Below are 17,457 nucleotides of genomic sequence, written 5' to 3'. Positions count from 1 at the left end.
CTGACGCTGGCCGCGGCGTTCACGAGGTCACGCCGCGGCGCCGGCGTTCAGCGCGTTGATCGCGGCGTGCACCCGTGCCTCGATCTCGCGGCGCGGCAGGCCCGGCGGGATCGGCTCTCCCAGCCGCACCGTCACCTCGCCCGGCGTCACCGTGCCGCTTCGCAGCCCCAGCCGCCCGCTGTCGAGCGCGATGGGCACCACCGGATAGCCCAGCGCCTTGTACAGACCGGCGAAACCCGAGCGCAGCGGCGGCCGCTCGCCGTGCGGCACGCGCGTGCCCTCGGGGTAGACGATCACCGAGCGGCCCGCCGCGCGCGCCACCTTCGCGTCGCGCACCAGCTGCCGCAGCGCCGCCGCCGAGGCGTCGCGGTCGACCGGGATCGCGCCGTACACCCGCGTCGCCCAGCCCCAGAAGGGGATGTTCCACAGCTCGCGCTTGAGCACCACCGCCGGGCCCCGCAGCAACGGCTGCAGCTCGACCGTCTCGTACATCGCCTCGTGCTTGGCGGCGTAGAGCACCGGCCCCTCCGGCAGCGTCCCCTCGAAGCGCGTGCGCACCCCGAGCAGAGCGCGCGTCGCCCAGCGGTGATAGTATGACCAGACGTGCGCGTAGGGCACCATCGCGCGCTGGCCGAACAGCGCGACGATCGGCACCACCAGCACGATCGGCACCGAGCCGGCGTAGAACACCAGCCGGAAGAGCCAGGACCTCAGCGCGCTCACCGTCTCACCCGCTCCCAACCCAGTACCGCGCCGCGCAGCAGCAGCTTGTTATACTCGTTGACCGCCTGGGCCAGCGTCGGCTCGCTCGGCACGCCCTCCACCGCGACGCTGACGTCGCCGCCGAGCGACGCGGCGAGTTCGAGCGCGGCGCGGCGCGCGTGCCAGTCCGAGGTGACCAGGCGGATCGAGCGATAGCCGTGCGCCCGGACCCAGGCGGCGGTCTCCTCGGCGTTGCCGCGCGTGTCGACCGCCTCGGCGCCGAGATCGACGCAGCAGGCGAAGGTCGCGGCATGGCCGCTGATCCGCGCGAGGTCGGCGCGGGTGACGCCCGGCGCGGTGCCGGTCACCAGCATGCGCCGCGCGCGCCTCTGCTCGAGCAGGTCGAGCCCGCGCGTGATCCGCCCCGCCGCCCCGGTGGGCACCACGATGGCGTCGGTGCGCAGCTTCGCGTCGGGCGCGCCCGGCAGCGCCAGCATGAACAGCGCGAAGCCCAGCGCCCAGCCGAGCAGCACGAGGGCGACCAGCCGCTTGATCACAGCGTCCGCGCCAGCGCATGGGTGACCGCGCGGCGCGCCACGAGGCCGGCGAAGGCGACGAAGACCAGCGGCAGCGCCGCCAGCGCGCCCCATCCCTGGCCACCGAGCGCCACCGCGCCGCCGAGCGGCCCGACCCCGTCGGCGAGCTGTCGCGCCACCGCCAGCCCGGTCAGCCCCGCCCCGGCGCTCGCCAGCAGCGCGGCCAGCGCGGCGTCGCGCGTTATACGGCGCTGGAAGAGCCGCCCCACCTGCGCGTCGGTCGCGCCGAGCGCGTGCATCACCGCGATCGTGGCGCGGTGCGACTCCAGCCCGGCGCGCGCCGCCAGCACCACCACCGCCGCGCTCGCCGTCACCATCAGCAGCGCCGCGCCGATCGCCAGGGCCGCGGCGGCGCGCAGCAGCCGCGCCAGCGGCGCCACCGCCGCCCCGTGCGAGTCGATCACCGCGCCGGGCGCGGCGCGCGCCAGCACCGCGCGCGCCGCCGCGAGCGCGCCGTCGCCGGGGGCGAGCTCGAGGTCGATCAGCTCGGGCATCGGCAGATCGGGATCGTCCGCCGCGCTGCCGAGCCAGGGCGCGACCAGCCGCGCCAGCTCGGTGCGCGGCACCGCGCGCGCGCCCGCGACCGCGGGCGAGGCGCGCAGTGCCGCGAGCGCCCGCGCCGCCGCCGCCGCGCGCGCCGCGGGGTCGGCGTCGGTCAGCTGCACCGTGGCGCGCTCGCTCAGCCGCGCCCCCAGCGCGGTCGCGCCGCGCGCCGCGCCGATCCCCGCCGCGGCCGCGAGCAGGGTCAGGAACAGCATGATCGCGAGCACGCCCACCATCGCGCGCCCGGCGGACGCTGGGTCGAGCACGCGGGCGGTCGCCGCGCTCATGCCATGCTCACCCGCGCCGGAGGGAAGCGCAGCGCGCCCGTCGGGTCGAGCAGCCGCCCGTCGGCCAGCCGCATCATCTGCGCCGCCTTCACCCGCCGGAGCAGCTGCGGGTCGTGGGTCGCCACCACCACGGTGGTGCCGAGCCCGTTGAGCGAGGCGAACAGCTGCATCAGCCGCTCGGCCATCGTCTCGTCGACGTTGCCGGTGGGCTCGTCGGCGAGCAGCAGCTCGGGCCGCCCCACCACCGCGCGCGCGATCGCCACCCGCTGCTGCTCGCCGCCCGACAGCGTCGCGGGCAGCGCCGCGGCGCGGTGCGACAGACCGACCCAGGCGAGCATCTCGCGCACCGCCTCGGCGACGTCCGTCTCGTCCGCCGCGGCGATGCGCAGCGGCAGCGCCACGTTGTCGGCGATGCTGAGGTGCGGCACCAGGCGGAAGTCCTGGTAGACCACGCCGACGCGGCGGCGGAAGGCGGGCATGCGCGCGCGCGGCAGCGTCACCACGTCCTCGCCGAACAGCCGGATGATGCCGCGGCTGGGGCGCTGCGCGAGGTAGAGCAGGCTCAGCAGCGAGGTCTTGCCCGCGCCGCTCGCGCCGGTGAGGAAATAGAACTCCCCGGGGGCGAGCGCGAAGCTGACGTCGCGCAGCACCTCCTCGCCCTGGCCGTAGCGCAGCCCGACATTCTCGAACTGGACGATCCCCGCCACCCGGCCGCTCACCACCTCTCGCCCCGTATCGCTGATGCCCGCCATCGCACGCGTGCCCGCGCGCATCAAGCAGGCGACGGGCCGCTTGCCTCAGGGGGCACGCACGTGCTTAGAATCGCGATCAGTTCCTGCCGGTGGCCCGCCATGATCATCGAATGTCCCGAATGCCGCGCGCGCTATCAGGTGCCGGACGGCACGGTCGGCACGACCGGCCGCACCGTGCGCTGCGCCAACTGCCGCCACAGCTGGTACCAGGAGCCGCAGGACGACATCGCGTTCGAGGAGCTCGAGGCCGGAGAGGACAGGGCGGCGGCGCCGGTCGCGCCCGAGCCGGACATCCATCGCCCCGAGCCACAGCCCGAGCCTGAGCCCTGGTCGGGACCGGCGGCGCGCGCCGCGGAACCGGTGACGGTGGCGCCGCCCCCTCCGCCCCCGGCGTCTCCGCTCCCTGCCCGCCCGCCGCTGGTCGCGCCCGCGATGGTCGAGGCGGATCCCGAGCCCTCCGCGGTGGCCGCGGGCTACGACGCCTTCGCGCATCGCCCGCCGTTCCGCCCCGAGCGCAACACCGCGCGCATCCGCACCATCGCCAGCCTCGCCGCGGGGCTGCTGATGCTCGCCGCGGTGGCGGTGATCCTGTGGACCACCGCGCCGGGCCTGGCGCAGCAGGTCGGGCTCGCGATCGGGCCGGCCGAACTGCCGCTCCGCATCGTCGACCACCCGATCGAGCGCCGCAAGATGGCCAACGGCTCGGAGCTGTTCGCGGTCAGCGGGCAGATCACCAACCCGTCGCCGACGCGCCAGCGTGTCCCCGACATCCGCGCCGACCTGCGCGATGCCCAGGGCAAGATCGTGTTCAGCTGGACGATCACGCCGCAGCAGCGCACCCTGCTGCCCAACGGCGCGCTCGACTTCAACTCGGCGCAGGTCGACGTCCCCGCCACGTCGAAGCGGCTCGACCTCAGCTTCGTCGGCGAAGAAAGCTGAGCCGGGCGACGAAACGATGTTGCCAGCCCTACGGGGCTTTGCTAGGGGCCCGCTCCTGCCAGCCGCCGGGCCAGCCCCGGCGGACATCACGTGCGGTCGTGGCGGAATTGGTAGACGCGCAACGTTGAGGTCGTTGTGTCCGAAAGGACGTGGAAGTTCGAGTCTTCTCGACCGCACCACCTTCCCGCCTGAGCGCGGGTGCCACGGGCCCGGAGCGCCCGTCTCCCTGTCCTGTCGGGGCACAGCCCGATCTCGGCGCCGAGCGCCGTCGCCGTGCGTTATGACCGCCACATGACCTGTCCCGCGTATCTCCGGGCGATCGGCACCGCGACGCCGACGCACGATATCCACACCGCCTTCGTCGACTGGGCGCGCGAGCGCCTGCCCGCGCGCCCGGCGCGGCTGTTCGAGCGGATGGCGGCGCGCGCGGGGATCGCCCATCGCTGGTCGGTGCTGCCCGAGAGCGCGGGCTCGCCCGTCGCGCCCGGCGGCTTCTACGCCGCCGAGCCGCTGCCCGGCACCGGCGCGCGGATGGCCCATTACGCCGAGGCGGCGCCCGCGCTCGCGCTCGCGGCGATCGCCGCTCTGGCCGAGCAGGTCGGGCTGGACGGTATCACCCATCTCGTGGTGGCGAGCTGCACCGGCTTCGTCGCGCCGGGGATCGACCAGATCATCGCGCGCCGGCTCGGGCTGGCGGGGACGGTGGAGCGCACGCTGATCGGCTTCATGGGCTGCTACGCCGCGGTGGTGGCGCTGCGCACCGCGCGCCATATCGTCCGCTCCGAGCCGGGCGCGCGCGTGCTCGTCGTCACGGTCGAGCTGTCGACGCTCCACCTCCAGGCGAGCGGCGAGCTGGAGCCGCTGCTGGCCATGCTCCAGTTCGGGGACGGCGCCGCCGCGGCGCTCGTCACCGCGGCACCGGGCGGGCTCGCGCTGGAGCGTCCGTTCAGCGCCGCCTTGGAGGAATCCGACCGGCTGATCCGCTGGGACATCACCGACCGCGGCTTCGCGATGCATCTCTCGGGCGAGGTGCCCGGCCGATTGGGCGTGGCGCTGCGCGCGCCCGCGCTGGTCGAGTCGCTCACCGGGGGCGCGCCGGTCGACCGCTGGGCGGTCCATGCCGGCGGCCGCTCGATCCTCGACTCGGTCGAGCAGGCGCTGGCACTGCCCGCCGAGATGCTCGCCGACTCGCGCGCGGTGCTGCGCGACTGCGGCAACATGTCCTCGGCGACGCTGCTCTTCGTGCTGGCGCGCGTGCTCCGCGGCGCGCCGGTGCGGCACGGCGTGGCACTGGCCTTCGGGCCGGGGATGGCGGCGGAGGGGATCGCCTTCCGCAGCGCGCCGTGAGCGCGTCCTCGCTCGCCGAGCGGCGCGTCGCGGACGAACTGATGGACGCCGACGACCTCGACCCGTCGGTCTATGCCGCGGTGGTGGCCGATCTCGCCCGCGTCAACCGCGTGACGCTGGCGGCGCGCCCCACCCTCGCCTTCCTGCGCCGCGCGTGCAGGCCGGGCGGGCGCTACCGGCTGCTCGACGTCGGCTACGGCGACGGCGACATGCTGCGGCGGATCGCGCGCTGGGGCGAGCGGCGGGACGTCGCGTTCGAGCTCGTCGGGGTCGACCAGAACGAGCGGAGCCGAGCCGCCGCACTGGCGCACAGCCCGGCGGGGCTCGCGGTGGACTGGCGCGTCGGCGACTATCGCGCGCTCGGCGACGAATCCTGGGACCTGGTGATCTCGAGCCTGGTGGCGCATCACATGACGCGCGACGAACTCGTCGCCTTCCTCGCGTGGATGGAGCAGCACGCGCGGGTCGGCTGGCTGGTCAACGACCTCCATCGCCACGGGCTCGCCTATCGCGCCTGGCCGCTGCTCGCGCGCGGCTTCGGCTGGCACCCGATCGTGCGGCACGACGGCCATGTCTCGATCGCGCGAAGCTACCGCCCCGACGAGTGGGTGCCGCTGCTCGCCGCCGCGGGCGTGCGCGACGCGCGCGTCTATCGCGCCTTCCCGTACCGGCTGTGCGTCGAGCGCCGCTGATCCTGGGCGGCGGGCCCGCCGGGGCGGCGGCGGCGATCACGCTCGCGCGCGCCGGCGTGCGCCCGCTGGTGATCGAGCGGACGCGCGAGACCGGCGACGCCCTGTGCGGCGGCTTTCTCAGCTGGCGCACGCTCGCCGCGGTGGAGCGGCTCGGCGTCGACCCCGAGGCACTCGGCGCCGCGGTGGTGCGGCACGTTCGTCTGTTCGCCGCGGGTCGCGTGGTCGAGGCGCCGCTACCCGCGCCCGCGCGCGGCGTCTCGCGCCACCGGCTCGACTCGCTGCTGCTCGCGCGCGCCGCCGAGGACGGTGCGGCGGTGGAGCGCGGCCTTGCGGCGCGCGCGGTCGAGGACGGCTGCGTACGCACCGCCGACGGGGCGGTGTTGGCGTGCGACGCGCTCTTCCTGGCCAGCGGCAAGCACGACGTGCGCGGCGCCGCTCGCCCGGCGCCGGAGGGTGACCCCGCGCTGGGACTGCGCACGCGCCGGGCCGACTCGCTCGCGCTGGCACGATTGGTCGGCGACGCGGTCGAGCTCCACCTGTTCCGCGGCGGCTATGCGGGGGTGGTGCGGCAGGAGGACGGCAGCACCAACATCTGCCTCGCGCTGCGCCGCTCGCGGCTGACCGCGGCGGGCACGCCCGCGCGGCTGCTCGACACGCTCGCGATGGAGGCGCCGGCGCTGGGCGAGCGGCTCGGCGGCGCGGCCGACGGCGCGATCGAGGCGGTCGCCAACGTGCCCTACGGATGGCGTGCGAGGTCGAGCGCGGCCGGCCTGTTCCGGCTCGGTGACCAGGCCGCGGTGATCCCCTCGCTCGCCGGCGAGGGCATGGGGATCGCGCTCGCGAGCGGCAAGAGCGCGGCCGCGGCGTGGCGCGACGGGGGCGCGAACGCGGCGGAATCGTGGCAGGCGCGCTTCGCTCGCCGCGCCGGTCGACCGGTGGCGGTGGCGGGAGCGGTGCGCGCGGTCGCCGAGCATCCGCTGCTCGCCGCCCCGCTGCTGGCGCCGCTCGCCCGCGCGGGTATGCTCGAGATGCTGGCGCGATGGACCCGGATCGGGGAAGAATAGCCACCCGGCGGCGCGCCGTCGCGACGCAGACCGCGCCTCATCCCTCGGCTCCACCTGCGACATCTCCCATGCCCATGCCGCCTACGCCGATCACCGCAGCGAGTTAATCGCGCGCCAAGTCGCTTGTTAAGCCTGGCTCAAGCCACTATCCGCCAGGGCCGACGCCATGGCCCGCGCCCCCTCCCGCACCTCCCGCTCGCGCCCGGCGCGCTCCCCGTGGCGGCGTCGGCTGAGCGTCGCGCTGAAGACGCTGCTCGCGCTCGCGGTGCTCGCGGTCGGCGCGCTGGTGGTGGCGGTGTATATCGCGCGCTCGCAGCTGCCGAGCTTCGAGTCGCTCAAATCCTCGCCCAACGGGCAGATGGTGCGCGTCCATGCCGCCGACGGCAGCGTGCTGGTGTCGCTCGGCCCGAGCTACGGCCAGTGGCTGAGCTACGACCGCATCCCCCAGGTGATGTCCGACGCGACGATCGCGGTGGAGGACCGGCGCTTCCGCAGCCATCTCGGCGTCGACCCGATCGGCATCGCCCGCTCGGTCGGCGTGCGCTACGAGCGCGGCCATTGGGTGCAGGGCGGCTCGACCATCACCCAGCAGCTCGCGCGCACGGTCTTCCTCAACAACCAGAAGAAGTTCGGCCGCAAGTTCCGCGAGGCGATCCTGGCGCTCGCGATCGAGCGCAAGTTCAGCAAGGACCAGATCCTCGAGCTGTACCTCAACAAGGTCTATTACGGCGGCGGCGCCTATGGCATCGATGCCGCCAGCCGCAAGTTCTTCGGCCATGGCGCGAGCCAGCTGAGCCTCACCGAGGCGGCGGTGATCGCGGGCCTGGTGAAGGCGCCGTCCAATTACTCCCCCACCGCCGACGCCGAGGCCGCGGTCGGGCGCGCCGGGGTGGTGATCCAGCAGATGGTGCGCAACGGCTTCATCACACCGGGCCAGGCCGCCGCCGCCGATCCCAACGACGTCCGCCTCGCGCCCGCGCCGCGGCAGAACAGCGTCCGCTATTTCACCGACTGGGCGTTGCCCCAGCTCGAGCTGCTGATCGACGAGACCGAGAAGCCGCTCGAGGTGTGGACCACGCTCGACCCCGCGATGCAGCGCGCGGCCGACGAGGCGGTGCGCGCCAACGCTCCCGCGGGCACGCAGGGCGCGCTCGTCGCGCTCGACCGCGACGGATCGGTCCGCGCGATGGTCGGCGGTACCGACTATGTCAGCTCCAACTACAATCGCGCCACCAAGGCCCAGCGCCAGCCGGGCTCGTCGTTCAAGCTGTTCGTCTATCTGTCCGCGCTCGAGGCCGGGCGCACGCCCGAGGACCGCGAGGTCGACGAGCCGGTCACGATCGACGGCTGGAGCCCGCGCAACGACTCGCGGCGCTTCTCGGGCGAGGTCACGCTGCGCACCGCCTTCGCTTTCTCGCTCAACACGATCGCGGCCAAGCTCGGCTATGCGGTCGGGTTCCAGACGGTGGCCGACATGGCGCGGCGCTTCGGCATCACCACCGCGGTCAACACGCATCCCTCGATGGTGCTCGGCACCTCGGAGGTGCGCGTGATCGACATGACCCGCGCCTTCGCCAGCGTCGGCAACAAGGGCGTCGCGGTGACGCCGTTCGGGATCACGCGGGTCACCGCCGAGGGCGAGGAGATCTATCGCCACGAGGTCGACCGCAGCCACGTGCTGGTCGCGCCCAACGTCGCGGCGCAGATGATCGACCTGCTCCAGACCACGGTCAATACCGGCACCGGCCGCGCCGCGCAGATCGGCCGCCCGGTGGCGGGCAAGACCGGCACCACCACCAGCAGCAAGGACGGCTGGTTCCTCGGTTTCTCCTCGGGGCTGACCACCGGCGTGTGGATGGGGCGCGACGACGCCAAGCCGGTCGGCGGGCTGCACGGCGGCACCGCGCCCGCTCGCGCCTTCGCGCAGTTCATGCGCCAGGCGGTGGCCAACCGCCCGATCGAGCAGTTCGACACCCAGGTGACGCTGCCCGAGGCGCAGCTCGAGCCCGACGCCGAGAGCTATTACGGCGCGCCGGACAATGCGGCCTTCGTGGGCGACGACGGCTATGCACTCGATCCCGGCGCACCGGCGGACCCACAGGCACCGGTGTTCGGTCCCGAGCGACCGGTGGTACAGCCGGTACCGCGCGCACGCGACGACGATGCCGCGACCGACGACGGGACCGACCCGCGCGACGCCCCGCCGCCGGCGCCGGCGCAGCGGCTCGATCAGGAGTGGCTCGATCGGGTCACCGGCCGCCCGCAGCGCGACCAGGGACGCGACCAGGGGCGCGACCAGTCTCGGGATCGCGCCCCGCGCGCTCAGCCGCCGCGCGCTCCCGCGGGCGACCCGTCGGGCGACCGCCCGTACCAGTGAAGCGCGGCGCCGTTGGCGCGTAGCCAATCGCGCTCGGCGACGGGTTCGCGGCCGTACAGCTCGGCGACCAGGGCGTGGAAGCGCGGCGAATGGTCCATGTGGACGCGATGCGCCACCTCATGCGCCGCGGTGGCGCGGCGCACCGCGCGCGGCGCCAGCACCAGCCGCCAGCTGTAGCGGATCGCGCCGTGGTGCGCGCAGCTGCCCCAGCGCCCGCGCGGGTCGCCGACGCTCACGCCGCTGACGGTGACGCCGGCCAGCGCCGCATAATGCGCGGTATCGACCGCGAGCAGCGCGAGCGCCTCGCGCCGCAGCCACGCCGCGACCCGCCGCTCGACCATCTCCGCGGGGCCGCCGACCACGAGCCGCGCATCCTCTACCCGCGGCGTGCGCGGCGCCTCGGCGCGATGGTCGATCGTCAGCGGTCGGTCGTCGACGGTCAGCGTCGTGCCCGGCACGAACGGGCGCGGTTGCGGCAGCCGGGCACGCTGCGCCTCCAGCCAGGCGTGCTGCACGACCGCCCATCGCAGTGCCTTGGCCGCGGACGCGCGCGGCGGCAGTGTCAGTCGGACCCGCCCGCTGGTGGGATCGAAGGAGAGCCGGGTGCGGCGCGCGCGCGGGTTGCGCACCAGCTCGATCGCGTCCTCGGGGATGGTCGCGCCGGTCACCGCCGGATCACAGCTCCCGGTCGACGATATGATGCTCGAGGTCGCCCGCGTCGTCCTCGCTGATCGTCCAGCCGCGCACCGACTGGCCGGCGCGATGCACCGCCTCGCGGTCGCCGCTGACGAGATAATGCCACTCGGGCAGCGGCTCGCCGTTGGCGCGCAGCCGATAGGCGCAGGTCGACGGCAGCCAGTCGATCGAGTCGACGTTGCCCGTCGTCAGCCGCACGCACTCGCTGACATAGGCGCGGCGGTGGCGATAGTTGGAACATTGCCCGCTGCGGCGGTCGAGCAGGCGGCAGGCGACGTTGGTGGCGACCAGCTCGCCGGTGTCCTCGTCCTCCAATTTGTGCAGGCAGCATTTGCCGCAGCCGTCGCACAGCGCCTCCCATTGCGCGCGGTCGAGCCGATCGAGCGGCACGTCCTCCCAGAAGCGGCCGGTCAGCGCGCCCATCGGCGCACCTCGTCGGCGATCGCCTGGGGCGGTCCCTCGGGCAGCAGCGCGAGCGGGCGCCCCTGCGGGTCGAACAGGTAGATCTGGCGGCTGTGGTCCATCAGATAGCCGTCGGCATTGCCCTTGCCGCGCGCGTAATAGATGCCGAACGTCTTGGCCGCGGCGGCGATCTGCTGCGGGGTGCCGGTCAGCCCGACCAGCCGCGGGTGGAAGGCCGAGACGAAGCGCTTGAGCGCGGCGGGCGTGTCGCGCGCCGGGTCCACCGTCACGAAGATCGGTGTGATCCGCGCCGCGAGCGCCGGCTCGCTCTTCTCGATCAGCCGCAGCCCCGCGGCGATGTTCTGGACGTCGGTCGGGCAGACGTCGGGGCAGAAGGTGTAGCCGAAATAGACGATGCGATACTGGCCGGCGAAGTCCCGCTCGGTGCGCGCGCGCCCGTCCTGGTCGGTCAGCGCGAAGGCGCCGCCGATCCGCGCGCCCGCGAGCGGTGGGGTCGCGGCCGGCTCGCTCGAGCAGCCCGCGACCGCTCCGACCAGCGCGAGCGCGAGCGCGGCGGTGACGTGTCGACGCATGTTCATGGTGGCGGCAGATGTGATGCGTTATAGCGCTCGCCGCAACCCTTTCCCGCCCCGGCCACGCGAGACCGACCGACCCATGATCCGCCGCCTGCTCCCCGCCGCCGCGCTGCTGCTCCCGCTCGGCACGCTCCCCCTCCCCGCCGCGGCGCAGCAGCAGTCGCAGAGCTACAAGTTCCTGGAGGCGATCCGGAAAGGCGACGGCAACGCGGTGATCGCCACGCTCGACCAGCCCGGCCAGACGATCATCAACACCCGCGACGTCACCACCGGCGAGGGCGCGCTCCACATCGTCGTGAAGCGCGGCGACACGGCCTATCTGCGCTACCTGCTCGCCAAGGGGGCCGACCCGAACCTGCGCGACCGAGACGGCGAGACGCCGATGATGCTCGCGGTCCAGGCCGGCCAGCCCGAGATGGTGCAGATCCTCGGCACCGCCAAGGCGAACGCCAATCTCGCCGACGGCAGCGGCGAGACCCCGCTGATCCGCGCGGTGCAGCGCCGTGACCTCACCCTGGTCCGCGCGGTGCTCGCCGCCGGGGGCAACCCCGACCAGCCCGACAATCTCGCCGGCATGTCGGCGCGCGAATATGCCAAGCGCGACCCGCGCTCGACCGCGATCGCCAAGGTGCTGGACGAGACGCCGGCGAAGACCCAGCGCGCGGTGGCCGGTCCGCGGCTCTGAGACGCGCGGGGCACCGCCCCTGCGCCCTGTCGTTGCCGCGGGGCTTAAGGGCCGGGAGTGTTTTCGCTCAAATAAGTGGCGGACGGGCCCCTCTGGCCGCGGGAGCTCAGAGCGGAGAGCGTCATCGCTGCGGCACTGGACTCCGGCGTCCGCCGGAGGACGGTCCGGCTCAGCTCGGACCCACTTCCCTCTAGCGATCGCGACCGGCGATCACCCTCGCTCTCTCGCCTGCGTTCGAGGGTTACCGCACCCGGTATCGCCCCGCTCAGAACCCCTGCACCGCCTCGGGGTCGTGCGCCGCGATCAGCCGCCGCGCCGCCCGGCGCGCGAAGGCGAGCGTGCAGCGCTTGCGGACGTGCGCGGGCAGCGGCTCGGTGCGCGCCTCGCGCACGATCGCGGCGTCGTAGCGGTCCGCGACGATCAGCCCGGTGCGCTCGGGCAGGAAGGCCGGGCCGTCGATCGGCGCGGCGTCGAAGCCGGCGGGCACCGCCCAGTAGAAGCGGTCGCAGTGCGCGAGATAATCCTGCCACTTGCCGTCCCCGAGCAGGTCGGCGCGCGACACCTTGATCTCGACGATCACCAGCTGTCCGCGCTGGTCGAGCGCCATCAGATCGGCGCGGCGGCCGCCGTCGAGCGGCACCTCTGGGATGGCGGTGAGCTCGTGGCGCAGCAGCATGCGGGTCACGCCGCGCGCGACATCGGCGGCACACAGCGGGCCGGGTGAGTCGACGCAGGATTCGGGGGTCGTCAGCATCCCGCCATGATAGAACATCCAGCGAACGCTGGCAAAGCCCGGGTGCGCCCGCGATCGCGAGCAAGTGGTTGATCGCCCGCGTCCTCTCGGGCATGGGTGGCGGGATGGTTCCCGTTCCGTTCGCCGCGCTCTCCTTCGCCGGGCACGACTGGTGCGCGCTGCCGCAGGGCGCGCTCTACTGGCCGGCGCGGCGCGCGCTGCTGGTGGCGGACCTGCACCTGGAGAAGGCGAGCTGGTACGCGCGCGGCGGGCAGATGCTGCCGCCCTATGACTCGATCGCGACGCTCACCGACCTCGCCGCGCTGGTCGATACGCTCGCGCCCGACGAGCTGTGGTGCCTCGGGGACAGCTTCCACGACGTCGAGGGATGCGACCGTCTCCCCGCCGACGCGCGCGCGCTGCTGACGCGGCTCACCGGCTCGACGCGCTGGACCTGGATCACCGGCAACCACGACCGCGCCTATGTCGACCGCTGCGGCGGCGCCGTGACCGACGAGGCGGTCGTCGAGGGCGTCGTGCTGCGCCATGAGGCCGTGCGCGGCGAGACCCGCCCCGAGCTGTCGGGCCATTTCCATCCCAAGTTGCGCGTGCGCGTCCGCGGCAAGCTGGTGGCGCGGCGCTGTTTCGTCGCGAGCGCGCGCAAGCTGATCCTCCCCGCCTTCGGCGCGCTCACGGGCGGGCTCGACGCGACCCACCCCGAGATCGGTCGCGCCGCAGGCGGCCCCGCCGAGGCGCTGGTGGCGCTACCCGACCGGCTGCTGCGTTTCCCGCTCGCCGCCTGAGCGCAGCCGAGTCAGCAGCGCGCTCACCTCGTCATAGTCGCGCGCGATCGCGTCGACTCCGATCGCGCGAAGCCGCTCGGCATGGTCTGGGCCGCAGTGCGACGCCGCGACCAGACCGATGACGAAGGCCCCGCTCGCCACCGCGCCCGTGGCGCCGACGGGCGAGTCCTCGATCACCGCGCAGCGCTCGATCGGGACGCCGAGCCGCGCCGCGCCGTGCCAGTATAGATCGGGCGCCGGCTTGCCGCGCGCGACATGCTCCGCACCCGAGTAGAGATGCTCGCCGAACGCCTCGAGCAGCCCGAGATGACGGAGGTGCGCGCGGATCCAGCGCACCCGGCTCGACGACACGACCGCGCGCGGCAGCCCGGGCGGCAGCGATCGGACGAAGGCCGCCGCCCCCGCCACCTCCTCGATGCCCTCGACGAGGCAGCGCTCGTCCTCGGCCTGGCGCGCGGCGCGGAAGTCGTCGGGCAGCGCGCGACCGATCCAGCGCTCGACCGCACCGGTGAAGTCGGTGCCCGAGAGGCCCATGAACATCGCCATCGCCTGCTCGGGCGAGGTGGGATGCCCCGCCGCGGTCAGATACTCGGCGAGATGCCGGTTGCCGCTCGCCTCGCTCTCGATGAGCACGCCGTCGAAGTCGAACAGCAGTGCCTCGATCGGCGGCACCGCGCTCATGGCCGCGCCCCGAACAGCGCCGAGCCGACGCGGACGTGAGTCGCGCCCAGGGTCACCGCGGTCTCGAGATCGTCCGACATGCCCATGCTCAGTCCGCCCAGGCCGTGCTCGCGCGCCAGCTTGGCGCAGAGCGCGAGATAGGGCGCCGGCTCGAGCTCGGCGGGGGGGATGCACATCAGCCCGGCGACGGGCAGGCCGGCGTCCCGCGCCTGACGCAGCAGCGCGGGCAGGTCCGCGATCGGGCAGCCGCCCTTCTGCGGCTCGGCCCCGATGTTGACTTGGAGGAAGCAGCCGGGCGCGCGCCCGCTCGCCGCGATGGCGCGGGCCAGCGCCTCGATCAGCGACGGGCGATCGACCGAGTGGATCGAGTCGGCGAGCGCGACCGCGTCGGCCGCCTTGTTCGACTGGAGCTGCCCGATCAGGTGCAGCCGCGCGTCGGGATAGTCCGCGCGCAGCGTCGGCCATTTCGCCTGCGCCTCCTGCACGCGGTTCTCGCCGAAGTCGCGGACGCCGGCGGCGAGCAGCGGGCGGATCGCCGCGGCGTCGTGCGTCTTCGTGACCGCGATCAGCGTCACGTCGGCCGGGTCGCGCGCCGCGACGCGCGCGGCGCGCGCGATGCGCTCGCGCACCGCCGCGAGCCGCTCGTCGGCGGCGTGGGAGAGGTCGTCCTGGATCATGGCCCGGGCTATAGGTGCAGGGATGCGCCCCCGCCACCCCGACCGCTGGCTGATGACCGATGAGCGCCAGGGCGCGGCGCTGTGGCGCGCGCTCGAGCGGCTGCCCCGCGGCGGCGGCGTGGTGTTCCGCCATCATGCCACGCCGCCGGCCGAGCGCGCCCGGCTGTTCGCGGGCGTGGCGGCGGCGGCGCGGCGCCGGGGGCTGGTGCTGGTCCGTGCTGGGGCGACGCCGATGCGCGGCGAGGCCGGCACCCACGCGCGGCGCGGGCGCGGGCTCGTCACCTGGCCCGCTCACTCCCGGCGTGAGGCGATCGCGGCGGTTCGCGCCGGCGCGGGGCTCGTCTTCGTCTCGCCGGTCTTCGCCACCCGGTCTCACCCCGGCGCGCGCGGGGTCGGTCCGTCTCGCGCGGCGGCGATCGCGCGGGGGTTGCCCGTGACGGCGATCGCCCTCGGCGGGGTAGACGAGCGCCGTTACCGTCGCAGGCTGCGCGCGCTCGGCTTCCACGGCTATGCGGCGATCGACGCCTGGGGCGAGCCGCCGCGCTGACCCCGTCTCAGCCGATATGCTCGGCGAAGAAGGCGGCGGTGCGCTCGTCCGCCAGCGCGGCGGCGGCGTCCGATCGGCGCTTGCCGAACTCGGTCGCGAAGCCGTGGTCCTCGCCGGCATAGTCGTAGAGCGTGACTCGCGGGTGATCGTCCAGCCCCTCGTGCATCGCGCGCTGGGTGGCGGCGTCGACGAAGCCGTCCGCACCGGCGATGTGGAGGAGCAGCGGGCGCGCGATGGCGTGCTTCTCGCCGAGCAGCCCGTCCACCCCGACGGCATAATAGCCGACGCTCGCGTCGACGTCGGTGCGCGCGGCGGTCATATAGGCCAGCCGCCCGCCGAGGCAGTAGCCCACCGCGCCGACCTTCTTGCCGCTCTCGGCCCGCGCGTAGCGGATCGCCGCCTCGATGTCGCGCACGCCACCGTCTTGGTCGAACTCGTTCATCAGCGACAGCGCGCGCTCCATCTCCGGGGCGATGTCCGGATCGAGCTCGGTCCCGGGGACGATCCTCCAGAACAGGTCGGGCGCCACCGCGAGATAGCCCGCCTCCGCCAGCGTGTCGCACTTGCGGCGGATGCCCGCGTTGATGCCGAAGATCTCCTGGATCACGACGATCGCGCCGCGCGGCGTGCCGGCGGGGTCGGCGCGGTAGGCGGGCATGTCACCGCCGTCGAGCGCGGTGATGGTAGTGAGGGCGGTCATGCGGGGCATACTCCTGGAGCCCGCGGCCCCGCCCCGCGGACGTTGCGGAGCATCGGCGATCACGGGCATAAGCGGCATCACGCTATCGCGCCCGACGGGCGCGCTCAAGGAGCCGCGGCGATGAAGGTGACGATCGAGCTGGACTGCACGCCCGAGGAGGCGCGCCGCACGATGGGCCTGCCCGACCTCACGCCGCTGCACGATCTGTACCTCTCCCGCATGCGCGAGGCGCTCGACGGCCGCGTCGCGCCCGAGACGGTCGCGGCGATGATGCGGAGTTGGACACCGGTCGGGGACGCCGGACTGGACTTCTGGCGCCAGCTCTTCGTGGCCAGCGGTGGCAAGTCCGGCTGAGTGACCGCCGATACGATCTACGCGCTGTCGAGCGGCAGCCCGCCCGCGGCGATCGCGGTGGTGCGGGTGAGTGGGCCGGACGCGATGGCGGCGGCGGCGGCCTTGGCGGGTCGGCTTCCTTTGCCCCGGCGTGCCGGACTGCGGACACTCCGCGGCGCGGACGGTGCGCCGCTCGACCGCGCCTTGGTGCTGGTCTTCCCCGGCCCGCATAGCGCGACGGGCGAGGATCTGGTCGAGCTGCACCTCCACGGTGGCCGTGCGGTGGTGTCGGCGGTGAGCGCCGCGCTCGCGGCGCTTCCCCGGCTCCGCCAGGCGCGACCGGGCGAGTTCACCCGCCGGGCGCTGACGAACGGGCGTCTCGACCTGACCCAGGCGGAGGGGCTCGCCGACCTGCTCGAGGCCGAGACCGAGGCACAGCGTCGCGCCGCTCTGTCCGCGACGGAGGGTGTGCTCGGCGCGACGCTCTCGCGATGGATGGGCGAGCTGAGTGTGGCGGCGGCGCTGATCGAGGCGGGTATCGACTATGACGACGAGGCGGAGGTCGCCTCGACGGTCCTCGACACCTGGCGCCCCATCGTGGCGCGCGTTCGAGCGGAGATCGTCGCGCTGCTCGCGCAACCGTCCGTGGAGCGGCTGCGAGACGGCCTGCTGGTGGTGCTCGCGGGGCCGCCCAACGCGGGCAAGTCGTCGCTGTTCAATGCGCTGCTCGGGCGAGAGGCCGCGATCGTCACGCCGATCGCCGGGACGACCCGCGACGTCATCGAGGCGCAGGTCACGCGGGATGGCATACCGTACAGATTGTGCGACACGGCGGGACTGACGGAAGACACCGAGGATCCGGTCGAGCGGTTGGGGGTAGAGCGCGCGCGGGCGCTGGCGGCGCGCGCCGATATTCTCCTGTGGCTCGGCGAACCGGCCGCCGCGCCGGAACGGGCCGTACGGGTGGGTGCCAAGGCCGATCTCGGTACCCCCGCTAACATCGACATCGCGGTTTCCGTGCACCAGCCGGCGACGATCGAGCGCCTGTGGGCGGTTCTCGCCCGGGACGCCTCGGAGGCGCTCACGCTGACCTCGGACATCGCTCTTCGAGAACGGCAGCGTGGCGTCGCCGCCGACGTCGCACGTCTTCTCGACGACATGCTGGACGAGCGCGATCCGCTCGTCGCGGCGGAGCATTTGCGCGTTGCGCGTCGGCGGTTGGGAGAGCTAGTGGGTCAGGACGCGACCGAGGCCATGTTGGACGCGCTGTTCGGCCGTTTCTGCCTCGGCAAGTGAGTTGTTCCA

At 74.1% G+C, this 17,457-nt stretch carries 21 protein-coding genes and 1 tRNA gene; 11 read left to right on the top strand and 11 right to left on the bottom strand.

The genetic code is table 11. The features are described from left to right. Window positions 1-27: 27 nt before the first annotated feature. Genes KZ813_RS14460 through ftsE form a run of 4 tightly spaced genes read right to left on the bottom strand, consistent with a single transcriptional unit; the run spans window position 28 to window position 2,835 of the window. Complete coding sequence (locus tag KZ813_RS14460) at window positions 28-723, bottom strand: lysophospholipid acyltransferase family protein (RefSeq protein ID WP_219755684.1); 696 nt, start codon at window positions 721-723, stop codon at window positions 28-30. Continuing rightward, window positions 720-1,259, bottom strand: coding sequence for a YdcF family protein (locus tag KZ813_RS14455; protein ID WP_219755683.1), 540 nt, complete (start codon window positions 1,257-1,259; stop codon window positions 720-722). The genes KZ813_RS14460 and KZ813_RS14455 overlap by 4 nt, the downstream gene beginning before the upstream one ends. Beyond that, entirely contained in the window at window positions 1,256-2,128 is an 873-nt protein-coding gene (locus tag KZ813_RS14450; protein ID WP_219755682.1) for a cell division FtsX domain-containing protein, read from the bottom strand. Before KZ813_RS14450 ends, KZ813_RS14455 begins: the two co-directional genes overlap by 4 nt. Next, the gene (ftsE, locus tag KZ813_RS14445; protein ID WP_219755765.1) at window positions 2,125-2,835 is read right to left on the bottom strand and encodes a cell division ATP-binding protein FtsE; all 711 of its coding nucleotides are present in this window, start codon (window positions 2,833-2,835) and stop codon (window positions 2,125-2,127) included. Before ftsE ends, KZ813_RS14450 begins: the two co-directional genes overlap by 4 nt. Before the next feature lie 144 nt (window positions 2,836-2,979). Here ftsE and KZ813_RS14440 point away from each other — a divergent pair, with 144 nt between their 5' ends. From KZ813_RS14440 to KZ813_RS14415, 6 genes are all read left to right on the top strand, one after another. Then, entirely contained in the window at window positions 2,980-3,819 is an 840-nt protein-coding gene (locus KZ813_RS14440) for a zinc-ribbon domain-containing protein (RefSeq protein ID WP_219755681.1), read from the top strand. A 92-nt stretch (window positions 3,820-3,911) separates the two neighbouring features. Next, window positions 3,912-3,998, top strand: a tRNA-Leu gene (locus KZ813_RS14435). Window positions 3,999-4,110: 112 nt separating this feature from the next. Next, entirely contained in the window at window positions 4,111-5,166 is a 1,056-nt protein-coding gene (locus tag KZ813_RS14430; RefSeq protein ID WP_219755680.1) for a type III polyketide synthase, read from the top strand. Between the two features lie 41 nt (window positions 5,167-5,207). Then, on the top strand, window positions 5,208-5,858 hold the full coding sequence (locus KZ813_RS14425; protein ID WP_219755764.1) for a methyltransferase domain-containing protein: 651 nt from the start codon (window positions 5,208-5,210) through the stop codon (window positions 5,856-5,858). Further along, on the top strand, window positions 5,840-6,922 hold the full coding sequence (locus KZ813_RS14420) for an NAD(P)/FAD-dependent oxidoreductase (RefSeq protein WP_219755679.1): 1,083 nt from the start codon (window positions 5,840-5,842) through the stop codon (window positions 6,920-6,922). The genes KZ813_RS14425 and KZ813_RS14420 overlap by 19 nt, the downstream gene beginning before the upstream one ends. 166 nt (window positions 6,923-7,088) lie before the next feature. Next, window positions 7,089-9,299, top strand: a complete 2,211-nt coding sequence (locus KZ813_RS14415) for a transglycosylase domain-containing protein (protein ID WP_219755678.1) — start codon at window positions 7,089-7,091, stop codon at window positions 9,297-9,299. Here the strand turns inward: KZ813_RS14415 and KZ813_RS14410 are convergent. Genes KZ813_RS14410 through KZ813_RS14400 form a run of 3 tightly spaced genes read right to left on the bottom strand, consistent with a single transcriptional unit; the run spans window position 9,245 to window position 10,996 of the window. Further along, window positions 9,245-9,967 (bottom strand): M48 family metallopeptidase, encoded by a 723-nt coding sequence (locus KZ813_RS14410; protein WP_308461900.1) that lies wholly within the window; start codon window positions 9,965-9,967, stop codon window positions 9,245-9,247. The two genes, KZ813_RS14415 and KZ813_RS14410, sit on opposite strands and share 55 nt — an antisense overlap. Before the next feature lie 7 nt (window positions 9,968-9,974). Next, complete coding sequence (locus KZ813_RS14405) at window positions 9,975-10,418, bottom strand: YcgN family cysteine cluster protein (protein ID WP_219755677.1); 444 nt, start codon at window positions 10,416-10,418, stop codon at window positions 9,975-9,977. Next, window positions 10,406-10,996, bottom strand: coding sequence for an SCO family protein (locus KZ813_RS14400; RefSeq protein ID WP_219755676.1), 591 nt, complete (start codon window positions 10,994-10,996; stop codon window positions 10,406-10,408). Before KZ813_RS14400 ends, KZ813_RS14405 begins: the two co-directional genes overlap by 13 nt. A gap of 76 nt (window positions 10,997-11,072) precedes the next feature. Between KZ813_RS14400 and KZ813_RS14395 the strand changes: the two genes are divergently transcribed. Then, a complete protein-coding gene (locus KZ813_RS14395) occupies window positions 11,073-11,678 on the top strand; it encodes an ankyrin repeat domain-containing protein (protein WP_219755675.1) in 606 nt (201 codons plus the stop codon). Window positions 11,679-11,943: 265 nt separating this feature from the next. On the opposite strand, the gene KZ813_RS14390 is transcribed toward KZ813_RS14395, so the two are convergent. Then, on the bottom strand, window positions 11,944-12,432 hold the full coding sequence (locus tag KZ813_RS14390; protein ID WP_258046804.1) for an MmcB family DNA repair protein: 489 nt from the start codon (window positions 12,430-12,432) through the stop codon (window positions 11,944-11,946). A gap of 104 nt (window positions 12,433-12,536) precedes the next feature. Between KZ813_RS14390 and pdeM the strand changes: the two genes are divergently transcribed. Continuing rightward, window positions 12,537-13,214: a ligase-associated DNA damage response endonuclease PdeM gene (gene pdeM, locus KZ813_RS14385; RefSeq protein ID WP_219755762.1), complete on the top strand. Its 678-nt coding sequence runs from the start codon at window positions 12,537-12,539 to the stop codon at window positions 13,212-13,214. On the opposite strand, the gene KZ813_RS14380 is transcribed toward pdeM, so the two are convergent. After that, entirely contained in the window at window positions 13,176-13,895 is a 720-nt protein-coding gene (locus KZ813_RS14380) for an HAD family hydrolase (RefSeq protein ID WP_219755673.1), read from the bottom strand. The genes pdeM and KZ813_RS14380 overlap by 39 nt on opposite strands. Further along, window positions 13,892-14,572 (bottom strand): YggS family pyridoxal phosphate-dependent enzyme, encoded by a 681-nt coding sequence (locus KZ813_RS14375; RefSeq protein ID WP_219755672.1) that lies wholly within the window; start codon window positions 14,570-14,572, stop codon window positions 13,892-13,894. Before KZ813_RS14375 ends, KZ813_RS14380 begins: the two co-directional genes overlap by 4 nt. Window positions 14,573-14,594: 22 nt before the next feature. Between KZ813_RS14375 and KZ813_RS14370 the strand changes: the two genes are divergently transcribed. Next, window positions 14,595-15,119: a thiamine phosphate synthase gene (locus tag KZ813_RS14370; RefSeq protein WP_258046803.1), complete on the top strand. Its 525-nt coding sequence runs from the start codon at window positions 14,595-14,597 to the stop codon at window positions 15,117-15,119. Window positions 15,120-15,126: 7 nt separating this feature from the next. On the opposite strand, the gene KZ813_RS14365 is transcribed toward KZ813_RS14370, so the two are convergent. Beyond that, on the bottom strand, window positions 15,127-15,819 hold the full coding sequence (locus KZ813_RS14365) for a dienelactone hydrolase family protein (RefSeq protein WP_219755671.1): 693 nt from the start codon (window positions 15,817-15,819) through the stop codon (window positions 15,127-15,129). Window positions 15,820-15,939: 120 nt separating this feature from the next. Here KZ813_RS14365 and KZ813_RS14360 point away from each other — a divergent pair, with 120 nt between their 5' ends. After that, the gene (locus tag KZ813_RS14360; RefSeq protein ID WP_219755670.1) at window positions 15,940-16,173 is read left to right on the top strand and encodes a DUF6489 family protein; all 234 of its coding nucleotides are present in this window, start codon (window positions 15,940-15,942) and stop codon (window positions 16,171-16,173) included. Beyond that, complete coding sequence (gene mnmE, locus KZ813_RS14355; protein WP_219755669.1) at window positions 16,174-17,448, top strand: tRNA uridine-5-carboxymethylaminomethyl(34) synthesis GTPase MnmE; 1,275 nt, start codon at window positions 16,174-16,176, stop codon at window positions 17,446-17,448. Window positions 17,449-17,457 lie beyond the last annotated feature (9 nt).

Origin of the sequence: Sphingomonas folli (assembly GCF_019429525.1) — a bacterium.
Classification (GTDB): Bacteria; Pseudomonadota; Alphaproteobacteria; order Sphingomonadales; family Sphingomonadaceae; genus Sphingomonas; species Sphingomonas folii.
The sequence above is the reverse complement of the archived record's forward strand: the minus strand, read 5'-3'. Positions and strand labels throughout refer to the sequence as shown.

Excerpts from the sequence above, each read along its gene's own strand:
- KZ813_RS14390 (WP_258046804.1), bottom strand. The coding sequence starts at position 12,432 with ATGCTGACGACCCCCGAATCCTGCGTCGACTCACCCGGCCCGCTGTGT.
- pdeM (WP_219755762.1), top strand. The coding sequence starts at position 12,537 with ATGGTTCCCGTTCCGTTCGCCGCGCTCTCCTTCGCCGGGCACGACTGG.
- KZ813_RS14450 (WP_219755682.1), bottom strand. The coding sequence starts at position 2,128 with ATGAGCGCGGCGACCGCCCGCGTGCTCGACCCAGCGTCCGCCGGGCGC.
- KZ813_RS14405 (WP_219755677.1), bottom strand. The coding sequence starts at position 10,418 with ATGGGCGCGCTGACCGGCCGCTTCTGGGAGGACGTGCCGCTCGATCGG.
- KZ813_RS14360 (WP_219755670.1), top strand. The coding sequence starts at position 15,940 with ATGAAGGTGACGATCGAGCTGGACTGCACGCCCGAGGAGGCGCGCCGC.
- KZ813_RS14440 (WP_219755681.1), top strand. The coding sequence starts at position 2,980 with ATGATCATCGAATGTCCCGAATGCCGCGCGCGCTATCAGGTGCCGGAC.
- KZ813_RS14415 (WP_219755678.1), top strand. The coding sequence starts at position 7,089 with ATGGCCCGCGCCCCCTCCCGCACCTCCCGCTCGCGCCCGGCGCGCTCC.
- KZ813_RS14430 (WP_219755680.1), top strand. The coding sequence starts at position 4,111 with ATGACCTGTCCCGCGTATCTCCGGGCGATCGGCACCGCGACGCCGACG.
- KZ813_RS14365 (WP_219755671.1), bottom strand. The coding sequence starts at position 15,819 with ATGACCGCCCTCACTACCATCACCGCGCTCGACGGCGGTGACATGCCC.
- KZ813_RS14375 (WP_219755672.1), bottom strand. The coding sequence starts at position 14,572 with ATGATCCAGGACGACCTCTCCCACGCCGCCGACGAGCGGCTCGCGGCG.
- KZ813_RS14400 (WP_219755676.1), bottom strand. The coding sequence starts at position 10,996 with ATGAACATGCGTCGACACGTCACCGCCGCGCTCGCGCTCGCGCTGGTC.
- KZ813_RS14380 (WP_219755673.1), bottom strand. The coding sequence starts at position 13,895 with ATGAGCGCGGTGCCGCCGATCGAGGCACTGCTGTTCGACTTCGACGGC.
- KZ813_RS14395 (WP_219755675.1), top strand. The coding sequence starts at position 11,073 with ATGATCCGCCGCCTGCTCCCCGCCGCCGCGCTGCTGCTCCCGCTCGGC.
- KZ813_RS14425 (WP_219755764.1), top strand. The coding sequence starts at position 5,208 with ATGGACGCCGACGACCTCGACCCGTCGGTCTATGCCGCGGTGGTGGCC.
- KZ813_RS14370 (WP_258046803.1), top strand. The coding sequence starts at position 14,595 with ATGCGCCCCCGCCACCCCGACCGCTGGCTGATGACCGATGAGCGCCAG.